Genomic DNA, 3,027 nt, shown 5'->3' with positions numbered 1-3,027 from the left:
CTCTGCGAGTGCGGTTCCACGGCCAGTCGGTCCGATTCGAGATCCCCGCCGACGTACACCGCCGCCTGCGTGCGCTCGCGCGGAGCACCGGGGCGACCACGTTCATGACTCTGCATGCGGCCTTCGCGGTCCTCCTCGCCCGCCTGTGCGACACGGACGACGTCGTGATCGGCACCCCCGTCGCCGGCCGCCCCGATCCCCGGCTGGACCAACTCGTCGGCATGTTCGTCGGGACGCTCGTCCTCCGGACCCCGGTCGACTCGGCCGATTCGTTCCGCGAAGTGCTGACCAGAACCCGCGATGCGGACCTCGGTGCATTCATGCACGCCGACGTGCCCTTCGAGATGCTCGTCGACGTGCTGGCGCCGGAGCGGTCCACGACGCACACACCGTTGTTCCAGGTCCTGATCGACTATGGGACCGAGGTACCACTCCACCTCGAGCTGCCGGACCTGACGGTGACGGTCGCCGAGGACGCTCCGCCCCTCGCGAAGTTCGACCTTCAGCTCACCCTCCGCGAACATGCGGACCCCGCACACCCCGGCCTGTCGGCCGCGTTGACCTATGCCACCGACATCTTCGACCGCACCACCGTCGAGAGTGTCGCGGTGCGCTTCCTCCGGCTCCTCGACTCGGTGACCGCGGACCCCGCCCGGCCAGTCGGGGACGTCGACCTCCTCGACGCCACCGAACGGGCCACGCTGACGACCGGGTGGAATACCCCTTCGCCCGTGGCGGAACCAGCCGAGGCCACACTCGCCGACCGGTTCACTCGGTCCGTCCACCGCTTCGCCGGCGAATCGGTGCTGACCGATGCCGACGAAACGCTCACCTACGCGGCACTCGGTGCCCGCGTCTACCGACTCGCCCGGCGTCTCGTCGAACTGGGCGCCGCCCCCGACACGGTCGTCGCCGTAGCACTGCCACCCTCGATCGATCTGGTCGTCGCCCTGCTGGCCGCACAGCAAGCGGGAGCCGGCTACCTCGCCCTCGACGTCGGTCACCCGGCGGACCGGCTCGACGCCACGATGTCCGACGCTGCCCCGGTGTGTCTCGTCTCCTCTACCGACCACGCGGCCCGCTTGCGGAGGGACCTGCCCACGGTGCTCGTCGACGACGCGGACACACGCGGGTGCCTGATGGATCTGTCGCCGGAACCGATCACCGATCCGGAGCGACGGGCCGGGCTCACCCCCGACGCGGTCGCGTACGTCGTGTACACGTCGGGGTCGACCGGACGCCCGAAAGGTGTCGTGGTGACACACCGCAATGTCGCGACGCTGTTCGACAACACGCGGACTGCGTTCGAGTTCGCCGAGACCGACGTGTGGACGCTCTTCCACTCGGCCGCCTTCGACTTCTCGGTATGGGAGTTGTGGGGCGCCCTCCTGCACGGTGGCCGCCTCGTCGTCGTCGACACCGTCACCGCGCGGTCACCCGACGAGTTCCTGGGCCTGCTCGGCCGGGAGCGGGTGACGGTCCTGTGCCAGACGCCCACCGCGTTCGCCCAGTTGGCCGCGGCGGAACGGAACCAGCCGACCGACCTGGCGTTGCGGTGCGTCGTCTTCGGCGGCGAAGCCCTCGAGCACGGTCACCTCGTCGACTGGCTCGACCGGCACCAACCAACCCGACCGCAGCTCGTGAACATGTACGGCATCACCGAGACCACCGTGCACGTGACCAGGCATCCCCTCGGCGATACCCGTCCCGCTGCGCGGTCGGTCATCGGCCGGGCCGTTCCGGGGCTGCGCGTGTACGTCCTCGACCGGCGGCTCCACCCCGTACCCACCGGAGTGACCGGCGAGATGTACGTTGCCGGGAACCAGGTCACCCGTGGGTACCTGCACCGGTCCGGGCTGACGGTGACCCGGTACGTGGCGGACCCGGCCGGGCGCGGAGAACGCATGTACCGCACCGGTGACCTCGCACGTTGGACCGCGCAGGGTCAACTCGAGTTCCTCGGACGTAGTGATGCCCAAGTTCAGCTGCACGGCTACCGAATCGAGCCCGGCGAGGTCGAGGCCACGCTCGTCCGCCACCCGGATGTCGCACAGGCCGCGGTGTCGGTTCGTTCCGACGACCGAGGCGCCGAGCGCCTGATCGGGTACGTCGTGCCCGCCCGGGACGGTGCACAGACGAGGACTGTCGACATCGGTCGCGTCCTCGGCTTCGCCCGAACGACTCTCGCACCGCAGATGGTGCCGGCAACGCTGGTGGTCCTGGACCGCCTGCCGCTGACCCCGAACGGCAAGCTCGATCGCCGGCAGTTGCCCGCACCCGACTTCGCCGAACACGTCGCCACGGGTCGCGCTCCGGCGACCGTGACGGAGACGGCCCTCGCCGCGGTTTTCGCGGAGGTCCTCGGCGTGCCGTCCGTGAGTGCCGACGAATCCTTCTTCGCACTCGGTGGCGACAGCATCATGGCCATCCAATTGGTGGCCCGTGCCCACGAGGACGGTGTCTTCGTTACTCCCCGCGACGTTTTCGAGCACCAGACCGTGGCCGCACTCGCCGAGGTGGCGGCCACCCGGAACCCGGACGTGCTGGCCGAGCTTCCCGGCGGTGGTGTCGGGACCGCACCGCTCGTGCCGATCGCGCGGTGGTTGATCGAACGCGGCGGCAACCTCGACACGTACTGCCAAGCAGTCCTGCTCACCGCACCACCCGACCTGGACACCGACACCCTCACCGCCACCGTGCAGACGGTCCTCGACCACCACGACATGCTCCGAGCCCGACTCCGGCGCGGGATATCGGACCAGGACACCGTCCTCGAGATCCCACCGGCCGGAACAATCGCGGCCGCACCCCTCATCACCCACGTCGCGGTCGAGACGCACTCCGACAACGACCTCGCCGCGATGGCACGCGCGCAACTCGACGCCGCAACGCACCGACTCGATCCCGAGAACGGGATCATGCTCCAACTCGTCTGGCTCGACCCCCGCACCCAACCCGGACACCTCCTCATCACCATCCACCACCTCGCCACCGACGGCGTCTCCTGGCGCATCCTCATCCCCGACC

At 69.6% G+C, this 3,027-nt stretch carries 1 protein-coding gene; it reads left to right on the top strand.

Annotation, left to right across the window (positions count from 1 at the left end; genetic code table 11):
• Window positions 1–8: 8 nt before the first annotated feature.
• Window positions 9–3,027: non-ribosomal peptide synthetase (locus HGB39_RS37850; RefSeq protein ID WP_312029827.1), on the top strand; the 3,019-nt coding region annotated here is incomplete at its 3' end.

Source organism: Rhodococcus opacus (assembly GCF_012396235.1).
Lineage (GTDB): Bacteria > Actinomycetota > Actinomycetes > Mycobacteriales > Mycobacteriaceae > Rhodococcus_F > Rhodococcus_F opacus.
The sequence above is the reverse complement of the archived record's forward strand: the minus strand, read 5'-3'. Positions and strand labels throughout refer to the sequence as shown.